The sequence below is a fragment of the Nocardia alba NBRC 108234 genome (assembly GCF_001612665.1).
GTDB lineage: Bacteria > Actinomycetota > Actinomycetes > Mycobacteriales > Mycobacteriaceae > Nocardia > Nocardia alba.
Genome location: NZ_BDAX01000019.1, coordinates 297,352 through 316,587 on the forward strand (window position 1 = coordinate 297,352; position 19,236 = coordinate 316,587).

The 19,236-nt window shown below is 66.8% G+C and carries 18 protein-coding genes, 1 tRNA gene and 1 other RNA gene; 11 read left to right on the plus strand and 9 right to left on the minus strand.

From position 1 onward, the window contains the following. Positions 1 to 110: 110 nt before the first annotated feature. Positions 111 to 1,733 (plus strand): DUF2207 family protein, encoded by a 1,623-nt coding sequence (locus NA12_RS22305; protein WP_067454545.1) that lies wholly within the window; start codon positions 111 to 113, stop codon positions 1,731 to 1,733. A 527-nt stretch (positions 1,734 to 2,260) separates the two neighbouring features. On the opposite strand, the gene NA12_RS22310 is transcribed toward NA12_RS22305, so the two are convergent. The 3 genes from NA12_RS22310 to NA12_RS22320 all read right to left on the minus strand — a co-directional run bounded on the left by NA12_RS22310 (position 2,261) and on the right by NA12_RS22320 (position 5,295). Then, on the minus strand, positions 2,261 to 3,541 hold the full coding sequence (locus NA12_RS22310) for an ROK family transcriptional regulator (RefSeq protein ID WP_067454548.1): 1,281 nt from the start codon (positions 3,539 to 3,541) through the stop codon (positions 2,261 to 2,263). Positions 3,542 to 3,905: 364 nt separating this feature from the next. Continuing rightward, complete coding sequence (locus NA12_RS22315) at positions 3,906 to 4,610, minus strand: DUF8020 domain-containing protein (protein WP_067454550.1); 705 nt, start codon at positions 4,608 to 4,610, stop codon at positions 3,906 to 3,908. Between the two features lie 106 nt (positions 4,611 to 4,716). Then, positions 4,717 to 5,295: an HhH-GPD-type base excision DNA repair protein gene (locus NA12_RS22320; RefSeq protein ID WP_067454553.1), complete on the minus strand. Its 579-nt coding sequence runs from the start codon at positions 5,293 to 5,295 to the stop codon at positions 4,717 to 4,719. Between the two features lie 76 nt (positions 5,296 to 5,371). Between NA12_RS22320 and NA12_RS22325 the strand changes: the two genes are divergently transcribed. Further along, a complete protein-coding gene (locus tag NA12_RS22325) occupies positions 5,372 to 6,187 on the plus strand; it encodes a methyltransferase domain-containing protein (protein ID WP_067454556.1) in 816 nt (271 codons plus the stop codon). A 45-nt stretch (positions 6,188 to 6,232) separates the two neighbouring features. Here the strand turns inward: NA12_RS22325 and NA12_RS22330 are convergent, their stop codons facing one another. Together NA12_RS22330 and ffs are read right to left on the minus strand one after the other, a co-directional pair. Then, the gene (locus NA12_RS22330) at positions 6,233 to 7,516 is read right to left on the minus strand and encodes an aspartate aminotransferase type Ic (RefSeq protein ID WP_067454559.1); all 1,284 of its coding nucleotides are present in this window, start codon (positions 7,514 to 7,516) and stop codon (positions 6,233 to 6,235) included. A gap of 166 nt (positions 7,517 to 7,682) precedes the next feature. Next, positions 7,683 to 7,777: signal recognition particle sRNA small type (gene ffs / locus NA12_RS22335), an RNA gene on the minus strand. 447 nt (positions 7,778 to 8,224) lie between these two features. Here ffs and NA12_RS22340 point away from each other — a divergent pair. The 3 genes from NA12_RS22340 to NA12_RS22350 all read left to right on the plus strand — a co-directional run bounded on the left by NA12_RS22340 (position 8,225) and on the right by NA12_RS22350 (position 10,068). Continuing rightward, on the plus strand, positions 8,225 to 9,223 hold the full coding sequence (locus tag NA12_RS22340) for a hypothetical protein (protein ID WP_132369751.1): 999 nt from the start codon (positions 8,225 to 8,227) through the stop codon (positions 9,221 to 9,223). Positions 9,224 to 9,289: 66 nt separating this feature from the next. After that, positions 9,290 to 9,374 (plus strand) — tRNA-Ser (locus NA12_RS22345). 265 nt (positions 9,375 to 9,639) lie between these two features. Beyond that, a complete protein-coding gene (locus NA12_RS22350) occupies positions 9,640 to 10,068 on the plus strand; it encodes a DUF5994 family protein (protein ID WP_067454567.1) in 429 nt (142 codons plus the stop codon). Between the two features lie 15 nt (positions 10,069 to 10,083). Here the strand turns inward: NA12_RS22350 and NA12_RS22355 are convergent, their stop codons facing one another. Further along, entirely contained in the window at positions 10,084 to 11,535 is a 1,452-nt protein-coding gene (locus tag NA12_RS22355) for a threonine/serine exporter family protein (protein WP_084472995.1), read from the minus strand. 350 nt (positions 11,536 to 11,885) lie between these two features. Here NA12_RS22355 and NA12_RS22360 point away from each other — a divergent pair, with 350 nt between their 5' ends. Then, entirely contained in the window at positions 11,886 to 12,530 is a 645-nt protein-coding gene (locus NA12_RS22360) for a helix-turn-helix domain-containing protein (RefSeq protein ID WP_067454570.1), read from the plus strand. Positions 12,531 to 12,796: 266 nt separating this feature from the next. Continuing rightward, positions 12,797 to 13,270, plus strand: coding sequence for a helix-turn-helix domain-containing protein (locus NA12_RS22365; RefSeq protein WP_084472997.1), 474 nt, complete (start codon positions 12,797 to 12,799; stop codon positions 13,268 to 13,270). A 23-nt stretch (positions 13,271 to 13,293) separates the two neighbouring features. Here NA12_RS22365 and NA12_RS34200 read toward each other — a convergent pair whose 3' ends face one another. Further along, positions 13,294 to 14,100: a WS/DGAT domain-containing protein gene (locus NA12_RS34200; protein WP_165914768.1), complete on the minus strand. Its 807-nt coding sequence runs from the start codon at positions 14,098 to 14,100 to the stop codon at positions 13,294 to 13,296. Between the two features lie 720 nt (positions 14,101 to 14,820). Beyond that, on the minus strand, positions 14,821 to 15,030 hold the full coding sequence (locus NA12_RS22375) for a DUF397 domain-containing protein (RefSeq protein ID WP_067454579.1): 210 nt from the start codon (positions 15,028 to 15,030) through the stop codon (positions 14,821 to 14,823). A 418-nt stretch (positions 15,031 to 15,448) separates the two neighbouring features. On the opposite strand from NA12_RS22375, the gene NA12_RS22380 reads away from it, so the two are divergent. The 3 genes from NA12_RS22380 to NA12_RS22390 are packed head-to-tail and all read left to right on the plus strand — an operon-like array spanning position 15,449 to position 17,614. Beyond that, entirely contained in the window at positions 15,449 to 15,934 is a 486-nt protein-coding gene (locus tag NA12_RS22380; RefSeq protein ID WP_067454580.1) for a DUF309 domain-containing protein, read from the plus strand. 9 nt (positions 15,935 to 15,943) lie between these two features. Then, a complete protein-coding gene (gene gluQRS / locus NA12_RS22385) occupies positions 15,944 to 16,864 on the plus strand; it encodes a tRNA glutamyl-Q(34) synthetase GluQRS (RefSeq protein ID WP_067454583.1) in 921 nt (306 codons plus the stop codon). A gap of 45 nt (positions 16,865 to 16,909) precedes the next feature. Further along, positions 16,910 to 17,614, plus strand: a complete 705-nt coding sequence (locus NA12_RS22390) for an RDD family protein (protein WP_067454586.1) — start codon at positions 16,910 to 16,912, stop codon at positions 17,612 to 17,614. Positions 17,615 to 17,683: 69 nt separating this feature from the next. Here the strand turns inward: NA12_RS22390 and NA12_RS22395 are convergent, their stop codons facing one another. Further along, the gene (locus tag NA12_RS22395; protein WP_067454588.1) at positions 17,684 to 18,268 is read right to left on the minus strand and encodes a DUF4190 domain-containing protein; all 585 of its coding nucleotides are present in this window, start codon (positions 18,266 to 18,268) and stop codon (positions 17,684 to 17,686) included. A gap of 123 nt (positions 18,269 to 18,391) precedes the next feature. Between NA12_RS22395 and NA12_RS22400 the strand changes: the two genes are divergently transcribed. After that, a complete protein-coding gene (locus tag NA12_RS22400) occupies positions 18,392 to 19,165 on the plus strand; it encodes a queuosine precursor transporter (protein WP_067454591.1) in 774 nt (257 codons plus the stop codon). Positions 19,166 to 19,236: the final 71 nt, after the last annotated feature.

Here is a 19,236-nt window from a genome sequence, read left to right on the forward strand (position 1 = left end):
GTTCGGCCCATAACCGTACGGTGGTTGAGTCACTCCCCCGTACCCCCCTCGTCTCATGAGTCGTCGACAGCCGCTGACGCAGAATAGCAAGCTGTCTAGAGTAAGCACCCATGCTGACTTTTCGGGGGGGCGCCGCAGGCGCGCTAGCGCTCGCTGCGGCGGGTTTGCTCGTGGCCGCGCCGGTAGCCCACACGGAGCCCTCGACCTCCGGTGTTTCGATCACCGCCGACCTCACCCTCACCGAAACCGGTGTGCTCGAGGTCATCGAAACTGTCGCGGTACCCGCCGACGGAAATTTCACGATGTCGCTGCCGTTGCGCCTCAAGGTCGGTGACGACGTGGAACGGATCTTCAAGGTCACCGATGTGACCGCGAGCGGTGCGGGCACCGCCACCACCGCCAACGACCAATTCATCGTCGAGGCGAAACCGGGCGAATCGAAGTTCACGTATACGGTGCACAACACCGTCTCCGACATGCCCGGCACACAGGTGTTCCACTGGCTCGGCGTGCTCAACGCCGATATCGCCGTGCTCGACGTCTCGGTGATCAGCCCGAGCTTCCAAATGGGCATCGTGGACTGCAAACTCGGCTCCGCGGGCAATGCCAAGCCGTGCGCCGATGTCCACACCGAACCCGACGGCGTGCTCTTCCTGCACCAGACCGACCTGCGCAAGGGCGATGCCATCGACCTCACCTTGCAGATGCCCCCCGGCACCGTGCCCGCGAATGCCGATGTGCGCGGCGGCGGTACGGGCCCCTTCGCCTTCACCACACCTGTACTCGCGGCCTTCGGCGCCTTCCTGCTGGCCCTGGCGGGCATGGTTGCCTACGTGCTGCTGGCGCGCAAGCGCGCCGCCGCCGCGATAGCGGGCAGCGACACCTTCGATCCGCTGATCCAGCAGGCGGGCCGCGTCGAGTTCACCTCCCCCGACGGCGTGCTCCCCGGCGAGGCGGGCCTGATCATCGACGAGCACGCCGATCCGGTCGACATCGCCGCCACCGTCGTCGATCTCGCCGTCCGGCGCTACCTGTGGATCACCCCCGTGAACGCGCGCGGCGAAGACGATTGGCGCATCAGCAGAGTCAACGCCCCCGACGACCAGCTGCGCGAATACGAACGCACCGTCTACGACATGCTGCTCCCCGAGGGCACCGACGCCGTCGCCGTCCGCGAACTGCGCGCCCCCGGCCGCCTGCAACTGGACCCGATCCGCGCCGCCATGCGCAACGACGCCGTCGCCACCGGCGCCTTCGCCGACCCGAAACAGCGTGCCCTGCCCCGCTGGATCGGCGCCGCCCTGATCGCCCTCGGCCTGATCATCACCATCACCCTCGCCCTCACCGCAGGCCACGCCCTAGTCGGTGTGGCCATCGCCCTGGCAGGCGGAGCCGCCGTGCTGCTCCCCAACTACCTGCCCACCCGAACCCCCCTCGGCGACACCGTCGCAGGCCGAATCCGCGCCATGCACCGCGGCCTCGACACCGTTGTCCGCGACCGGATCCCGCCCATCGACCAGGAAACGATCTTCTCCCGCGCCCTCCCGTACACGGTGATCAGCGGCCGCGCCGACAACTGGATCCGCACCTTCCGCGACATGAACCCCGCCGACGACTCACAACCAGGCCTCTACTGGTTCGCCGGCTACGACCGAGACCCCAACCTCCACCGCTTCGCCGCCCAATTCCCCTTCTTCATCACAGCATTGGAAGGCGCCTTCAACCCCCACTGACCCACCCTGATCCCAACCGGCGCGCGACAACCGCGCGCGCCGGTTCGACCAGACAGCCGCGCAACCAACCACCCCGCACGCCCAAAGTCCGCCCGGCCACCACACTCCCAGCGAACCGCGCACCCCCAAGTCCGGCCAGCTACCGCACTCTTAGCTACACCGCACCCCCAAGCTCGGCCGACTACCGCACTCCCAGCGAAACCGTGCACCCCAAGTCCGGCCGACTACCGCACTCCCAGCGAAACCGTGCACCCCAAGTCCGGCCAGCTACCGCACTCCCAGCCACACCGCATACCCCAAATCCGCCATGACCGCCCTACCAGCCCCGCCCCCGCGACCCCTAGGGAGCGGCGGCCACGAAGTGGCCGGTCCGCGGCCGGGCCGCCGGTTAGCCGCCGGGGCGCAAGCGACGAAGGAGCAAGCCCCGGTGGCTAACCGGCGGCCCCCAGGGGCCGCGGACACGCGCGCGCCAGCGCGCCAATAAACACAGCGTCAAACCGCCTGGGACTACCGCCCCTCGGTCATCCCTAAACCCGACGAACAGCCGCCAACGGATCCGCATACAACGCACTCAACGAAGTAACCACAGCCGCGAACTCCTGAACCTTCCCCCCGAACCCGCTGACCCGAATGTCGGTAGCGGCCAACTGCGTACTCTGCGAAAACGCCCGAGCCACATGCCCCAATGCAGGCCGATACCCCGTAAAAGCCTGCCCACCCAACACAACTCGATCCGGATTCAACATGTCGCGAACCAAGGCGACAGTCTGTCCCAGCATCGTCGCCCGCTCGGCGAGCAATTCCCGCGCCGACTCCGACCCCGACTCCGCCGCCCGATAAAGGTCGTTGATCGTCGTACCAGCAGTCCCGTTGTGCGCCGGGATGATTCCGCGACCGACAGCCCGAGCTTGCAGCGCCCGATCACCGACGGTCACTTCCAAGCACCCACGCCGCCCGCATGTGCACTGCACATCGGAGCCCGTCGGCAGATGCGCGATCGACCCCGGCCCATTGCTAGGTGTGTGTACGCGACCGTCGAGAGTGACGGCGATCCCCGCGGTCTCACGCACGTAGAAGTAGAGGCTGCTGCCGTGCTGGGCAGCGGGAAGTTCGGTGTCGGGCTCGGGTCGGCGCGCGTCGAAGGTCGGCAGCAGCAGTTCGGAGGCCGCCATGGCCTCGACGTGCGGTGCGACGGAGACCGGCAGCTCGAGCACATCGCCGAGGACCTGCCCGATCGGCGCGCCCTTCCATTCCAGCTTCGGGTGGTCGACCACACCGCTCTGCGGATCCACCCGCCCACCGATGGCGACGCCGGCCCACAGCGGTGTCCGCCGGTGCCAGCGCTGCAGGAACGCCTTGGCGCTGCGTGCGACGGTGGTGACCGCGAATTCCTGCCCGGTTTTCGGTGTCGCGATGGCGAGTCCGCCGAGAATTCGACCACGCAGGTCAGCGGCGACGATCTTCGTCGCCTCGGCGCCGATGTGGATGCCGAGCGTGAGGTACGCGTCGTGATCGATCTCGAAGGGCACGCGCGGCCTGCCGACTGCGCCCGCGGCGGTCAGGTCGGGCCGCTCGCGCAGCAATCCCGCCGAAAGCAGTGATGCCACTTGCCGATTCACGGTGGCGATACTCAGTCCGGTCGCCCGCGCGGCGTTGTCGCGCGAGACCGGGCCCGAGGCGGCGGTGCGCAGCACCGCGGCGGCGGGGTTGTCGCTACGCCGCAGCTCAGGCGGCACAACGGGGCGGGAAACGCGAGAGCGACCTGCGCTCGTCCGGGAGACGGGGCGATCGATGATGGGAGCAGACATATGAAGTTCCTTGCCAAAAATCCCGTTATCTCAACGGGATTGCCTACACGTGGGGCGTGGCAGCTCGCGAACCTGGGGGGCTCAGCTGCAGGAGCAGGAACGACACAGTTCGCGCGTCAACGGCAACCGTAGGCCCAGAGCGGCGGTCACGTACGTGACCCGCTGGGCGGCGAGATGGTTGCTGGACATAACAATCAAGTTAACACCTAATTCCGACCCATCCAAGCCGAATCGGCGAATTGTGCGCTGTGGCACATCATTGCCGCAGGTCAGCGGGGTTCATGACAGGCGTAATGGGTGTCAACACGAAACCCCCTGCGGGGAACCGAAGCTCCCGCAGGGGGTTTCACCGATCCGGTCGGACTTACTTGGCCGGGGCGGTGAAGGGGGCGTTGATGGTGGAGAAGTACTGGATCGCAGCACCGATCGCGACCGGGGCGGTGATCAAGATCTGGCCCAGGATGACGCCGAGGGCGCCGATGGTGGTGGCGCCGACGAGGCAGCCACCGATGCCGCCGGGGGCAGCGCCGACCAGCGCGCCCAGGACGCCACCGGCGATCAGGCCGCCGGCCGCACCCGCTACGCAACCGATGGCAGCGCCGCCGAGGCCGCCGACCAGGGTGCCGATCGCGGCACCGAGCGAGATGGTGGAGGTCAGACGGCTCCAGGCGGCCTGCTCACGCTCGTACTCGGTCTTCCAGGGAGCCTTGTCCTCGTAGGGGAGGGCGACGGGCTTGTAGACGGCCTTGGCCGGGTCCAGCTGCGGGGTCAGCGTGGCGGTGTTGCCCGAGATCTCGGCCGCGATGGGCAGCTCGAACTCGTCGAGGCGGAAGCTCAGGGCGGTGCCGGCGACGACGGTGCCGTTGGCGGCCTTGATCTTGAAGACGCCGTTCTCTTCGACCAGCGAGCCCGCATCCGTGGTGATGACAGCCTTGGCGTCGTCGACGACCTCGGCGGAGTAGTTGATCGCGGCGGCCTCTTCGGCCGGCGCGGCGTTCACGGTGCCTGCCGTGATGCCAGTAGCCACGGTCAGGAGCGCCGCGACCACGGCGAACTTCCTCATCTTCATAAAACTGCCAATCCCTCATCTGTTTGTGGAGCCGTTCGAGAAACAAGCTTCGAGCAGATCCACCCTCGTGACGAGGGAAAAAAACAGCTAGATCTTAACTAAATATTCATTTCGAGGCTTTGGCCGCCGCCTTGGCCTGCTTCTTGAATTCCCTTACTTCCGATAATGTTTCCGCATCGACGACATCGGCGACCGAGCGTCGCGACCCGTCGTCGCCATACGCGCCTGCCGCTTCTCGCCAGCCGCTCGGCCGTACGCCACGTTGTTTCCCGAGTAGCGCGAGAAAGATCTTCGCCTTCTGCGCCCCGAACCCCGGCAGGTCCTGTAACCGGCGGAGCACCTCCGCGCCATCGGGGTCGCCCGCGGTCCAGATCTGCGCAGGTACGCCGTCATAATGCTCGATCACGTACTGGGCGAGCGCCTGCGCCCGTCGCGCCATCGACCGCCCATAGCGGTGAATCGCCGGTGGGGTGGCCGCGAGTTCCTCGAATTCGGCCGGATCCGCTTCGGCGATGCGGCGCAGGTCGAATCCGTCCATGCGCTCAGCAAGTTTGCGCGGCCCACGAAACGCGTGCTCCATCGGGTACTGCTGGTCGAGCAACATCCCCAGCAGCAACGCGAAATCGTCGATGCTGAGAAGTTCATCGGCCTCGGATTCCTGAGCGAGACACAGCGTGCGAGTCATACATTCATCGTGACACATTTCCCCAGTAGCCTCTGAGTCCATGCTTACGAGGACTGCTCCCACTCTGGCGGTACGAATGACCGACTACACCCCACGACCGGCTCGCTTCGATCAAGCGGCCCGGGATCAGCTGATCGACGCCCATGATCTGGAAGTCACCCAGCCCGGCATGCGGGCGCTCGGCTCCTGGAGTCACGCCGCGCTGGCGCTGCGGCCCGGCGAGAACGCCCTCGATATCGGGTCCGGCACCGGATCCGAGGTGATCACCTTCGCCGAGGAGGTCGGGCCGCACGGCACCGCGATCGGCGTCGAACCGGATCCGAATCTGCTGGCCTCGGCGCAGCGCCGTGCGGTCGAGTCCGGGTCGAGCGCCCGCTTTGTCTCCGGCGACGCCTACGGCCTGCCCTTCGGCGCCGACACCTTCGACGCGGTGCTGTGTGAGCGGGTGTTCCAGCACCTCACCGCACCCGCGCGGGCAGCGGCCGAGATCGCCAGGGTGCTGCGGCCCGGCGGGCGCGCGGTGGTGGTGGACTGCGACTGGGCCACCGCGATCGTCCATCCCGGCAACCCGCGGGTGGCGAGCACGGTGATCGACACCCTGATTTCCGCCACCACCAATCCGCTGTCGGGCCGCCGACTCGCCGGGCTGCTCAGCGGCACCGGCCTGGTGGTCGACGAGATCGGCTCACACGCGCTGGTGCAGGACCGAACGGTCGGCGCCGGAGCGCTGGTCCGCCGAATCGCGGACCTGGCCGCGCTGCGCGGGGCGATCACCCCCACCGAACGCGACCAACTCCTCGCCGACCTCCAAGCAGGCGCGGACCGGGGTGACATCCACATCTCCGTCACGCTGTTCGGCGCCCTCGTCCGAAAGCCGACCCGGACTGGATAACCCCGATCTGCCCCTCAGCCTCGCCGGCGATCCAACGATCGAGCTCTAGAGCAATTTCTCCGTCGCTGCCAACAGCACGCAGGTCGCCAATCCCTCCATCGCCTTCTCCAGTTCCGGCAGCTGGGGGAAGCTGGGGGCGATGCGGATGTTCTTGTCCTCGGGATCCTTGCCGTACGGGAAGGCCGAGCCGGCGGCGGTGAGCGCGATGCCTGCATCCTTGGCCAGCGCGATCACCCGGGCCGCGGTGCCGTCGAGCACGTCGAGGCTGATGAAGTAGCCGCCCTTCGGCTCGGTCCACGACGCCACCTTCGACGCGCCGAGGCGGTCCTCGAGGATGCGGCGCACGAGCGCGAACTTGGGTTCCAGCAGCGCGCGATGCTTCTGCATGTGCTCGCGCACGCCCTCGGCGTCGCTGAAGAACCGCAGGTGCCGCAGCTGGTTCACCTTGTCGGGGCCGATGCTCTTCTTCGCGGCGTGCGACAGGTACCAGTCGACGTTGGCCTGCGACGCACCGAAGAAGCTCACGCCCGCACCGGCGAAGGTGATCTTGGAGGTCGACGCGAACACCAGCGGACGGTTCGGGTTGCCCGCCGCCTCGGCCAGGCCGAGTACATCGATGACCGGCGCCGCGGTGTCGGTGAGCGGGTGCACCGCGTAGGCGTTGTCCCAGAACAGGCGGAAGTCCGGTGCCGCGGCGGGCAGCGAAACCAGCTCGCGGACAATCTCTTCCGAGTAGACGACACCGGTGGGATTGGAGTAGTTCGGCACCGCCCACAGGCCCTTGATCTGCGGGTCGTTCGCCAGCAGCGCCGCGATGGCGTGCACGTCGGGGCCGTCGTGGCGCATCGGGATGGTGATCATCTCGATGCCGAGCGCCTCGGTGATGGCGAAGTGGCGGTCGTAGCCGGGGGCCGGGCACAGCCACTTGATCGGCTCATCGCCGACCCAGCGGCGCGGGGAATCGGGGGTGCCGTAGAGCATCGCGAACGCGATGATGTCGTGCATGATCTCGAGGCTGGCGTTGTTGCCCGCCACCAATCGCTCGACGGGGATGCCGAGCAGATCACCGAAGATCGCGCGCAGTTCCGGCAGGCCGTTGAGGCCGCCGTAGTTGCGGCAGTCGGTGCCGGAACCATCGCGGAAGTCACCGTCGCCCGGCAGCGAGAGCAGCGACGAGGACAGATCGAGTTGCTCCGACGAGGGCTTACCTCTGGTGAGGTCCAGCGTGAGCTTCTCAGTTTTGAGCGTCGCGTAATTCGCGGTCTGGGACTCGTGCTCGGACACGAGTTCCTCGTGGCTCATCAAACCGATCTGCGTTTGCCGGGGCATCCTGGGCAGCCTTTCGAAGCAAGCAAGGGGGGTGCACGCTGTGCGTGCTGACAGCCGCAACGTTACCCGGCGAATGCGCGGAATCGGCGGGGTATCGGGGCTGGGATCAGGCTCGCACGCTGCGAAGGTGCGTAGGCCGATCAGTCACAGCGGGGACCCCTGGAAATAAAGGGGACCCCGCGCACCCGGCAGAGCCCGTTGACCCTTGCTGCCTTCCGGCCCTGGGGGAGTTCACAGGATGCTCGCCGCGCGGGATCCGTCGGCCAGTGTAGCGGTTGTTCTCGGTACTAGCGATTCCGGTCGTCGAACAGCAGGTCGGCGGCGCGCGTGCGTACCTCGACCCGGCCGTGGTCGCCGTGGTCGCCGGCGAGGAAGTGATTGTCGATGGTGGCGCAGCGGGCCGGCTTCGACCTCGTCGGGATCTTCGCAGAACACGCTGATTATTCGGCGCAACAACGTTATTCGCGGGTTGTCCACGCGAGAACCGGTTTTCGGATCGAGGTATGGATGCGTTCGGCCAGTACCTCGATCTGCGCGGCCCAGCGTGTTCCACCTCATATCCGTCACCGACGAAGACGCCCTGACCTGTCGTTACTCGAGTGAACGCGACCGTATACCCGCCGCGCTGACGGTGACGCTGGCTACGATCTATCCGATATCGGCAGTGGGGGTTCGGCGTTCCCCATAACTGGAGAGGGGGGCCCGATCGTGACCGGCCCGAATCAACAACCACCAGGCGGCGGCGTGCCGCCGTCGGACCCCACGGTCGCATGGTGGGAACGACCAGGTGAAGGCGCAGGTCAGAACCCCGCCCTAGCCGATCCGACGGTGCTGCGCGGCAATCTCGGCCCGCCCGGCCCGTACACCGCGCCGCCCACTCCCTATCAGAGCGGCGCGAACCCCCAGCCCTACACCGCGCCGCCGGGGCCGTATCAGAGCGGCGCGCAGCCACAACCGTTCGCGCAGCAACAGCCGTTCCCGCAGCAGTACGCGCATCCGCAAGCAGGCGCGTATCAGGCACCGCAGCCGCAATGGGGCGCACCGCCGCGGCCGCCCTCGTCGGGCAACAAGGCGGTGTGGTGGATCGTGGGCGGCGCGATCGTGGGCGTCGGCGCGCTCGTGATCGGGCTGATCGCGTTCACGGCCAACAAGGTCGACGACAGCCCCTTCGGCACCGACCCGGACGCGTGGGCGGGTAGTTATGTCTTCAAGGACGGCAAGAATGCCTGTGATCTGGTCGATCTCACCGTGCTGAACCAGTGGTCGTCCACTCGCGAGACGACCACCCACACCGAGCGTGGACCGTCGGAGTACATCGGCGGCGGTTCCTACGACTGCGACGCCAAGAACCAGGAGCCGGGCCGCAACGCCAATGACGCCTCCTTGGGACTCGAGGTCGAGTTCAAGACCAAGAGCGAGACCGAGTCCGACTACGCGCGCTGGAAGGGCTACGACACCAAGACCACCGGCAAGGACTACGACCACGGCCCGGTGACCGGCCTCGGCACCGAGGCGTACTACTCCAGCGAGCAGCACACCTACGGCTCCATCCCCAGCGACTACTCCGTGGTGGTGGCCGCACACGACAGCAACATCTCGGTGAAGGTGGAGATCGAGGTGTCGACGATGCGCACCGTCGACAAAGCGGCCATGCGGACCGCCGCCGAGAACCAGGTCCGCAAGGTACTGGCCGCTCTGAAGAAGTAGCAGGTCAGAACCGGTCGCGCAGGCCGGTTTGGCATCGACCCCCCACCACCCGCTATGCTGCTCCACGGAGGATTCGCCTAGTGGCCTATGGCGCTCGCCTGGAACGCGGGTTGGGTTAACGCCCTCAGGGGTTCAAATCCCCTATCCTCCGCAGCAGCAGGGCCCTGATCGGTTCGCCGGTCGGGGCCCTGTTCGTTTAATCGGTGGATCTGTCGGTGGGCTTCCGTAGAGTGAGCCCCGATGGTGCGGGAGACCCCCACCACACCCCTATACCGTCGTCGCCGCCCCACACCGATGTGCGTGCCGACACGGTGAAGTGGGTACCCAGCCTTCGCGCCGGTCCGGAGTTCGGATCGCGCCGGTCGATGCCACGAGCGCGTCGATCGCAAAGAAATCAGAAAGTACAGAAGAACACAGTGAACACATCACCTGAAACGAGCATCGGGCGCGACGCGTCCGCGCCGATCCGGCTGATGCTGCGTGACCGCACAGCCACCACCGGGCCGATAGACGGCGCCTGGTGGCCGCGAACCGACCAGCCGATGACCGAAATGCACCAGTTGGTGGCCGCGGTCGGAACGCGGATCGGCAAGTTGGCACGGCTCGGATTCGACTGGACCACCAGCGAATCCGACGACAGCACCGCCCGCACCGAACAGGCCGCGCGCATCATGCACGTGGTCGGCAGCAACGGCGCCGCGCTGGCGTTGCTTGTCATCCCCGCGGCCACCGAGGCAGCGGCCGCCCGTAGCCAGATGCGCTGGGCGGCAGGCAAACCGCGCATCCAGGACCCGGCGCCCGCCGACACGGCGGCCGACGGGCCACGCACCCTCGTGCAGATCTGACCTCGCTGATCCAGTTCACCGGTCGCTGGTGAACGAGGGATCGAAGTCGCGCGGCGCACCGCGACGACTCAGCAACCGGTCGAACCATTCGCCCAGGATGACGCCCGCGGCCAGCGCGCAGCCGACACCGAACGCCCCGAGGATCTGCCCGAAACCGAGCAGCGTCTCGTCCTCCAACAGGGCATACAGCCCGCGATACACCTTCAGACCCGGCAGCAGCGGCGTGATCCCCGCCGCCGCGACGACCAAGGGCGGGGTGAGCGCGCGACGCGCCATCAGACCACCGGCGAGACCGATCACGGTGGCCGCCAGCCCGGCGGACACCACCGGCCCGAAGCCGATATCCTGCGCGCCGAGGAAGGCCATGGTGCCACCCGCACCGCTGAGCCCGGCCGCGAACAGCGCCCGGCGCTCCGCGTAACAGGCCAACGCGAAGGCGATCGCCGCCACCGCACCGGCCGCGAGTTTGATCGCCAGATCGTCGGTGTCGCGGCCCGCGCTCGCCGCGATCTCGGGCACCGCGATCCCCATCATCGTGGAAATTCGCAGGGTCAGACCGATGCCCGCGACGATGCCGCCGGTCATCATCACCACTTCGAGCATGCGGGCGGCGGCCGTGATCGGCGCGCCGGTGATGGCGTCCTGTACCGAACCCACCAACTGCTGACCGGACAGCAGCACCGTGATGCCCGCCGCGACGATCAGCGCCGCGTCGGAGCGCCAGTGATCACTCACCGAGGCGAGCGCGATGGCGGGGATGGTGGCGATGACACCACCGACCATGTGCTGGAAGAACATCGGTAAACCGAGCTGATGCAGGAACCGGTTCACTACATCGATCACCGCGGTCGTCGCGAAACTGATCGCGGCGAGCACGAATCCACCACCGAGCAGCACCGCGATCGCCGCCGCGAGCAACGACCAGCCCGCCGTCGACACCCAGCGGGGGTACGGGTGCCGCGAGGAGATCAGTTCGTCGAGGGCGGCGTGCGCCTGGTCGACGGGGACGATCTGGCTGCGGATGCGCCGCGTCAGCCGGTCGACCGCGGCCAACCGCGTGAAATCGAGCGAGCGGTACTTCACGACGCGCATATCACTGGCGGGCGGCAGGCTGGGACCGCGGTCGGCCCAGATACGGATCGCGTCGAAGGTGACATCGATATCGCAGCTGTTCAGGCCGTAGGTCGAGGCGATGAACCGGACCTGCGCGGAGGTGTCACCGACACCGGTGCCCGCGGAGAGCACGACCTCGCCCACCCGGACCGCGAGGTCGAGTACCTGCGACACCTCGGCGTCGTCGGCGAGGTCGATCGGTTGCAGGGGCGTGGGTGCGGCGACGATGTTGTCGGCGGTGGCCCGCTGTGACGGAAGGACGAACGGCCTGCGCAACCGCCACCATCGCTGACGCAGACCCGGACGTTCGAGAATGGTGGCGCCGTCGCCCTCCGCCAAGGGATCCACACTCATACCTCGACGGTAACGGCGATCGCGAGACCTTCGGCGTCTCGCAATCAGTTCGTCAACGTGTCGGGTCTGGACGAGGACGGCGCGTGAGGTCAGACGTCGTCGATCAATCCGGTGCTGTAGGCGGTCGCCGCCAGGTGCTGTAGGCAGCGCGGGCCGCATCCATTGTGTTGAGTCAGCACGAAACGGGCCTGCTGGAGCGAAGAAATGGGAGAATCGGCCACACAGTCGGCATGGACGGCACGCCAGTGGTCTTCATGACGGAGGGTGGCGGCGCGCGACAGCTGCGGGCCCGGTGCGCAAGTGTCCAGCAGGGTGTGACGGGAGGGGCAGGCAATGGAGGCGATGACTGTATGAACACCGGGACCGGGAAGGTGATCCAGGAGCGGCGCAGACTGCTCGGGCTCTCGCAGCCCGCGCTGGCCACCGCGATCGGGGTGAGCTCGCGCCAGATCACCAGGTACGAGTCCGAAGAGCAGTCGCCGACACTGCCGGTCGCTGTCAGGTTGGCCAATGCCCTGCAGGTCTCGCTGGCGGAGCTGGCCGGCATCGTGGACAACCGCGTCGACCTGGCGGGCGACTGGTGGGCAGCCTGGCAGAAACCGGCGAACCACGCGGACGAGGTCGAGGTAGCGGCGGTGACCATCCGGCACGAGGGCGACCATCTGATGCTCGACTCGACCGCCGAACCACCCGAGCCCGCGGCCGATCCGGTCGACCGGGTCCGTGGCGAGATGCGGGTGTGGGAAGGCGAGGCGCTCACCGGTTGGGTACGCGGCATGGATATCGCCTACCCGGTCGGCACCATCTACTACGCGCTGCATCCCCAGGGTGCTCACGCGGTCGGCTCGTGGACGACGAAATCGGGCCCCGATGGTCTGGTGCGCGGCTGGAGCGTCCTGGCGCGGGAGAAATCCGACGCGGAGAAGCTGCTGGCGGAAATGCTGCGCACCGACGGCAATGTCGAGTCGTGGCCGAGTACCTCGCGCTCGGCCTGAAGCCGTCGCCTGATCTCGGCGACGCTCGGGCGCCCGCGTTCGGCGGGCGGGGTGAGTAGTAGGTAGCGGCTCAGCGCCCCGAACACCAACAGCCCCACGGCAATCCACAGATAGATCTCCATCGGTTCCCCTCCGAACGAGTCAGTGCTTGCACGTGTGGCGCGGTATGGTCATCGCTGAGCCGCCGACAAAAGTATGGTCGCTGCCAAGACCTTTTGGACAGCAAAAAGCGTCTACAAACGTCTACAGTTCTCTACGATGAGCCCATGTCCAGTCGGGGCGAGCAGGGGAACGGCGTCGTCGGAGCTCGGTTGCGGCGATTGCGGGAAGAGTCGGGATTGTCGCTGGCGGCGCTGGCCGCGCGCGTTCCGTACAGCAGGGCCGCGCTCGGCCACTACGAAACCGGCGCGCGAGCAGCGTCTTTCGAAGTGATCGGTTGGTACGAGCGAGTTCACGCGCAATCGACACCCGTGCTGCCCGGCTCTCGTCGACGTGATCCGCGAGCCGCCGATGCCGCACTCGCGACGGCGATCGCCGCGGCGCATCGAACGGGCCCGCTCATCGAGATCGGGCGACCACACCAGGGAGACAGCGGAACCGGATATTTCTGCCCGTTCCGGATCGACGGTGTGATCGAGGGCCGGGCCGCGGGAACCGATCCCGCGACAGCCTTGCACTCGGCCCTGCGCGCGGTGGGCGCGGAGCTGAAGCGCGCGGGAAACAACGTCGGACCCAGCTGAAACCTGTTCCGGACGTGCGTGTCTCAGCGATGCGCGGTGACGACCGCGTCGAGAGCCGCGGTGAGCAATTCCAGGTAGCGGTCCGGATCGGGCATCACCCGCGCGTCGGCGTGCACGGACAGCGTGATCGTCGCGCCGATCCCGTGCACGCCATGGGTCAGGTGCATGACGGTACCGAGGGCCGGAAAACCCCCGGTGAACAGGACCGGGGCGCCCGCGAAGGCTAGATCGGCCGGGCCTCGATAGACGCTGGAGACGACGGTATTGCCGTCGAGCGTCACCGGAACATTGTCCAGGTCGGCCCGTTCGACATCGCGCACCGCCAGGATCGCGGGAACCACCTCACCGACTCGATCCTGTACGCCCAGCAGCGGATTCGTGGCTCGTTCACGGCGGTCGGCGAGTTCGGCGGCGATGAGATTCGCGCGCAGGCGCAGGTCGGGTTCGTCGATGTGCAGGTCGATCGACAGTCCGCGGTAGTTGTTGCGGGCCGCGCTCGGCGCGGGAAGTGCCATCGGCAGCGCCGTTCCCAGCCGCTCCGGTCGCTCGCCCCGCTCGGTGAGATAGTCGACCAGCGCGCGCGAGATCGCCGTCAGTGCGGTAACAGTGACGGTTCTGCCCGGGGTACGGAGGTGGTCCGCATCGACAACGAGCATTCGCACGGTATGGCCGCCGACCGCGGCGGCCGGATTCAACGCACAGGGGGCGAAACCGGTTGCGGCCGCGGGCACCTCACCGGCGGCCGTGCGATCCGCCAATTCCCGCTGCGCCCGGTACGCGGCACGCCCGCGCCACACTGTCGCCGCGAGCTGCCCGGGAAAACGCAGCACGCCAAGTACTCTCGGATCTACCCGCTGAGCAATCCATCCACAGGGTTGTCCACAGGATTCCACCGGCTGTGCGGTAGTTTGCCCAGCTCCGACCGGGTGATATCCCGAGTTATCCACAGGTGCATCAGATGTGCTGTGAACAACTGATTCATCCACAGCCATCCCGAAGAGCCCGCGCGCGATGGCGGCGGCTCGAGTGCCATCGGCGAGCGCGTGCGAAAGTTGCAGCACCACGACCACCACGGGCGCCGCCGATCGCGGCGACGAGTGAACCGACCGGAAAACATGGACGCGCCACGGATATTCGGTCGCGACGACACCGGTTCCCAGGAGTTCGCCCAGATCCACGAGCAGGGCATGCCACGACAGACCCTCCGGCCGGTGGTGTACGAATTGCTGGGACGTGAATTCGGCCGGAACCCAACGTGGGTAACCGAGATCGCCCGGTATCTCCTGTAACCGAATCCGCAGATCCGGAATGCGCGCCGCGCGCGCCGCGATGAAAGCGCGGAGTTCGTCAGTGGTGGAATCGGTTTCGGCGAAAGAGTAGAGCAGGAACACGTCGTTGGCGGTGCGCCGTGACAGCCAGTACATCGTCGCGTCACGCGCGGCCATCGTGGTCATCCGGCCACGATAGGCCACCCCGCCTACGTCACCGAGAAGGCCCCGAGTCCGCTCGACTCGGGGCCGGCATTGCCCATTCGAGACGCATCTCGCGGCTCAGCCGCGTGCGAACTCTCCCGCGGTGACATCGGCGAGAAAGGCTTGCCACTGCCCTGGACCGAAGGCCAGCACGGGTCCGCGACCGCGATCCTTGGTGTCGCGAACGGCGATATCGCCGCCGGCGAGAAAGGCTACTTCGACGCAGTTCCCATCGGGTCCGCTGTAGGTGCTCTTGCGCCACACAGCGTCGGTCACATCAACTTCCACGGCACTTACTCCTTTGGTTCATCGAGAAGAGGGGATAACTCCTGGAATCGTTGAACATTCCGATATCCGGCGCGACCGATGAGTTACTTCGTGGCACACAACGCACTGCCACACGGCGCGCGCAACCGACCGGCACGAACCAGCGCATCGAGGCATTTTCGCCTCCGGGGGCTGCCCCGCGGATGAAACACTAGCAGGTCTTCCGCAATGTTGCGGAAGAGAATTTGCTTTCCCATATCGTTTTGCCAAGCTTGCGAAGCTTCACGTTTGCGGGAGCATTGCCAGGTCCCTTACCCATTCTCGATCCGGTTGACACATCCTGATTTACGGCCATGTGATTAGTCCGTGATACGTCAATTTCCCGGGCACCTCAACCGTCACATAAGCACCATCGCGGGCAGGCGTGGATCATGGGGGAATGATCTCCCGTGACCGTGACACCGCAGGTCGTGCCCGCAACGATCGCCCCCGCGACCGACTCGGCCGACCGCTGCCCCTCGGCAGTGCCGGAGTCGCCCGAATTCCCGATGACCTCGAGCTCGGACCCCAGCAAACTCTCACCTTCGCTCAGCAACTGCTGGACGACGGATTGGCGTTCAATGCCCACGAGGTATTGGAGGCCGCATGGAAAAACGGGCCGGTTGCCGAGCGGATGCTCTGGCAGGGTCTGGCCCAGTACGCCGTCGGCCTCACCCACATCCAGCGGGGCAATGCCAAAGGCGCGGGTATCCTGCTGCGCCGCGCCAGTGAGCGACTCGGGTCGTACCCGGCGAACGCCCAGCAGCACGATGTCGACCGCACCGGACTGATCGCGCACGCGCGAGAGCTGCTCGACGCGCTCGATGCCGGTGACACCATCGCCGAGGAACGGCTACGAACGCGGCTGTGCCGCGAGCCCACATAGGATCGAGCAGTGCCAACGAGTCGCGGCGCGGGCCGCTACGCGCCGAGCCCTTCGGGCGAGCTGCATGTGGGAAACCTGCGAACCGCGGTGCTCGCCTGGCTTTTCGCCCGAACTTCCGAGCGCGAGTTCCTGATTCGCGTCGACGATCTGGACCGGGTACGCCCCGGCGCCGCCGAACGTCAGCTCGACGACCTCGCCGCGATAGGCATCGATTGGGACGGCCCTGTGGTCTACCAATCCGAACGGCTACCGAACTACGCGGCCGCTGTGACCGAACTTACCGCGGCCGGGCGCACCTATGAATGTTTCTGCACCAGACGCGAAATCCAGCAGGCCGCCACCGCGCCGCACGGCCCGATGGGCGCCTACCCCGGCACCTGCCGTCAGCTCAGCGAGGCCGAACGCGCGGCCAAGCGGGCCGAAGGACGCGTCGGCGCAATACGATTGCGCGCCGACGTCACCGAGTACGAGATCACCGATCTGCTGCACGGCCGATATCGGGGCGCCGTCGACGATTTGGTGTTGCGCCGCGGTGATGGTGTCCCCGCTTACAACCTCACCGTCGTCGTCGACGATGCCGCCCAGGGCGTTGACCAGGTGGTTCGCGGCGACGACCTCCTGCCGTCCACCCCGCGCCAGGCATATCTGGCGCAACTGCTCGGACTCACCGTCCCGGTCTACGCCCACGTGCCGCTCGTACTCAACGAGGAGGGTAAGCGCCTGGCCAAACGTGACGGCGCCGTAAGTCTTTCGGATCAGCGTGCCCTCGGCCACACGCCCGAGGACGTGGTGGCGGCGATCGCGGAGTCACTCGGATACTCCGCACGCACCACCGCTGAACTGCGCGAAGTTTTCGACCGAGCCCGCATCCCCCGGAAACCGTGGATACTCGAGCCTATCGGGTTGTTCCGGCAAGAGGGATGTCCGTAACGTACGCATTGACCGATCTAGAAGATCAAAACGAGGACTGAGAATATGACCAGCGGTGGTTACGACCCCAACCAGTACCCGCAGGGCGGTCAGCCCGGCGGCTACGGCCAGGATCCCTACGGCCAGCAGCAGCCACAGCCCGGCTACGGCCAGCAGCAGCCGTACGGCCAGCCCGGACACGGCGGGGCACCCCAGCCCGGTTACGGCCAGCCGGATCCCTACGGCCAGCAGCAGCCGGCCTACGGGCAGGACCCGTACGGTCAGCAGCAGGGCTACCCGCAGCAGGGCCAGTACGGTCAGCAGCAGCAGGGCTTCGGCGGCGTGCAGCCTGCCGATCTGGGAATCCGCTTCGGCGCGCGCGTGATCGACGGCTTCATCGTCGGCATCCCGGTGGGCATCATCACATCGCTGGTCTTTCCGAGCAGCGCCGTGTTCCTGTACCTCATCTCGCCGATCGTCACGACCCTCGCGATGGTCGGTTACTTCGTCGGCCTCGAGGTCACGCAGGGCGCCACGCTCGGCAAGAAGATTCTCGGCCTGCGCGTGCTCGCGCCCGGTGGCGCACCTCAGCTCACCCCGGAGGCCTCGCTCAAGCGCAACCTCTTCCTGATCCCGCAGCTGATCTACTGCGTCGGTTCGCTGGCGAGCATCGGCCTCGGCATCTACATCGCCACCACGATCAACAGCGACCCGAACAAGCAGGGCTGGCACGACAAGCTCGCCGGCGGCACGCAGGTCGTCAAGGGCTGATCACCCGCACCTGACGAAAACAACAGGGGCGCTTCCGAATTTCGGAGGCGCCCCTGTTTCGTGTAGAGATCAGTAGGTCGTCGACGTGTCGAATCCACCCGCGATGCCGAGCACCACGAAGAAGAGAATGTAGAGCGTCCAGCCCACGAGCGCGGCGACACCGATCCAGATGCCCGCCTGCGCCATGCCCTTACCCTCGCCGCCGCGCTCCTTGATCTGGTTGAGCGCCATCACACCGAGGATGATGCCGACGATCGCGCCGAGACCGCAGCTGCACAGACCGATCAGCGAGGACACCAGCGCGCCGATCGCCAGACCGTTGGTGCCCTGCGGCTGCGGGTACTGCCCGTACGGCTGGTACGCGCCCGCCGCCGGATAGCCCGGCTGCTGACCATAGACGGGCGGCTGCTGCGGATACTGCGGCTGATTGGGCTGCTGGTACTGCGGCTGCGATGGTGGCTGCTGCGGGTACTGCGGCTGTGCGGGAGGCGGCACCGGCTGCTGGGGATACTGCGGCGACGACGGGTACTGGGAAGGCTGCGACGGCTGGGCGGTCGGATGTTGCGGCACCGAACCCGGCGCGCCGGACTCTGGGGACACGCCAGATCCGCCGTACTGCTTCCACCACTCGTCGGAATCGCCGGGATTCGTCATAACGACAGGGTACTGGTTGGTTTCAGCGTCGGCGCGCTCGAGGCGTGGCCCTTCGGACCGCCCCGAACCCGGACACATCAGGGTTAGTCGACCAGGAGGCGCGAGGGTTGGGAGAATGAGGCCGTGACTGATACAAACTCGCTCGACAAACCAGCTGAATCTGGGCACCCCGCGCCGGAACATGCGGCATTCGCCCAGGTTGCGCGGGGGTTCTATCCGGTGATCGTCGCCATCTTCACCGCGACGCTGATCATCTCCAACATTTGCGCCACCAAGGGTGTGGAGTTCTTCTCCGACAGTTCGGTGCTGCTGGGCCCGATCCAGATCCTGCCGATCGCCACCGACGGCGCCTTCTTCCTGTTCCCGCTGGCCTACATCCTCGGCGACGTACTCAGCGAGGTCTACGGCTTCCGCGCCACCCGCCACGCCATCTACACCGGTTTCGGCGCCCTGCTGCTGACCGTCGCCTGTTTCGCCATCGCCATCCGGCTCCCCGCCGCGGGCTTCTACGAGAACCAGGAAGCCTTCCGCACAGTCATCGGCACCACCCCCCAACTCGTGCTCGCCGGTCTCGCCGGCTACTTCGTCGGCCAGTTGCTGAACTCGGCCACCCTGGTGCTGATCAAGGAACGCACCAAGGAAAAGCACCTGTGGGCCCGCCTGATCGGCTCCACCGTCATAGGCGAGTTCGCCGACACCCTCATCTTCTGCTCGATCGCCGCCACCGCCATCGGCATCAACACCTGGCAGTCGTTCGTCAACTACGTCATCGTCGGCTTCCTGTGGAAGACCCTGTGCGAGGTGCTCGTCATGCCGATCACCTACCGCGTCATAGCCATCCTCAAGAAGACCGAACCGACCTACGCCCCCGCAAAACAAGACGCACTACACGACTGACCACACCGAACACCCGAAGTCCGCGGATACCGCACTCTCAACCACACCGGCACCCCAGGTCCGCCATGACC